This is a genomic window from Halapricum sp. CBA1109 (assembly GCF_009741825.1).
Classification (GTDB): Archaea; Halobacteriota; Halobacteria; order Halobacteriales; family Haloarculaceae; genus Halapricum.
Genome location: NZ_WPCA01000256.1, coordinates 1 through 1,411, shown reverse-complemented (window position 1 = coordinate 1,411; position 1,411 = coordinate 1). Strand labels below are relative to the sequence as shown.

Annotated in this window: 1 tRNA gene and 2 rRNA genes; all 3 read left to right on the top strand. The window is 57.3% G+C overall.

Annotation, left to right across the window (positions count from 1 at the left end):
• Nucleotides 1–567 (top strand): 16S ribosomal RNA (locus GJ629_RS15795); the annotation flags it as partial.
• Nucleotides 568–667: 100 nt separating this feature from the next.
• A tRNA-OTHER gene (locus GJ629_RS15790) sits at nucleotides 668–732 on the top strand.
• A gap of 245 nt (nucleotides 733–977) precedes the next feature.
• Nucleotides 978–1,411: ribosomal RNA gene (locus GJ629_RS16590) — 23S ribosomal RNA — on the top strand; the annotation flags it as partial.

The window sequence follows — 1,411 nt, the reverse complement described above, 5'->3', positions numbered from 1 at the left end:
GGACTCAACGCCGGACATCTCACCAGCACCGACAATGTGCAGTGAAGGCCAGTTTGATGAGCTTGCTGGAGCCATTGAGAGGAGGTGCATGGCCGCCGTCAGCTCGTACCGTGAGGCATCCTGTTAAGTCAGGCAACGAGCGAGATCCGTACGCTTAGTTGCCAGCAGCATCTTGCGATGGCTGGGTACACTAAGTGGACTGCCACGGCTAACGTGGAGGAAGGAACGGGCAACGGTAGGTCAGCATGCCCCGAATGTGCTGGGCTACACGCGGGCTACAATGGCCAAGACAACGGGTCGCTATTCCGAGAGGGAACGCTAATCCCATAAACTTGGTCGTAGTTCGGATTGAGGGCTGAAACTCGCCCTCATGAAGCTGGATTCGGTAGTAATCGCGTGTCAGAAGCGCGCGGTGAATACGTCCCTGCTCCTTGCACACACCGCCCGTCAAATCACCCGAGTAGGGTCCGGATGAGGCCATCATACGATGGTCAAATCCGGGCTCTGCAAGGGGGATTAAGTCGTAACAAGGTAGCCGTAGAGGAATCTGCGGCTGGATCACCTCCTACTGACCGGGACTGGGGCGTCGCCCCAGCCCACCTCTCGCATCTCGCGACACACACTGGTGACATAGTCACTGAACTGTCGAGGCCGCCCCGTTAGGGGGCGACCAGTAGCTCAGTGGTAGAGCACCGCTTTGCGGTGACCCCGGTTCGACTCCGGGCTGGTCACTACTGCGGACGGTTCTGCCGTCTCGCACGACCGATGCACCATCGCGAAAGCGTGGTTGGGAAGGGTACGATGTCGCACGCGTTTACCAGCGTGTGTGTTCGATGACGACCGTGTGTACGTGCAATCCAGACGTCAACTGGACCCGTTTCATCGAGGAACGTGTGTCCGACTATCTGGAACTGTGCTGACAGCGCCCGTCGACTTTCGTCGACGCGGTCGCCCGTCAGCTTGCAGTTTCGGACCAACATCAATGGCTACTATGCCGTTTGGTGAATGGCTCGGCTCGAGCGCCGACGAAGGACGTGCCAAGCTGCGATAAGCCCAAGGGAGCCGCACGGAGGTGAAGAACTTGGGATTTCCGAATGGGAACTCCTCAACGCAATTGCTTCGCGCAATGGGGAACGCCGAGAACTGAAACATCTCAGTATCGGCAGGAAGAGAAAACGAATGTGATGTCGTTAGTAACCGCGAGTGAACACGATACAGCCCAAACTGAAGCCCTTACGGGCAATGTGGTGTAGGGTCTGACTTTCATCGACCGACCGTCTTCGAGAAGTCTCCTGGAACGGAGCGTGATACAGGGTGACAACCCCGTATCGAAGACCACTACGTCGTGCGTCAGTACCAGAGTAGCGGGGGTTGGAAATCCCTCGTGAATGTGGCAGGCATCTACTGTCAA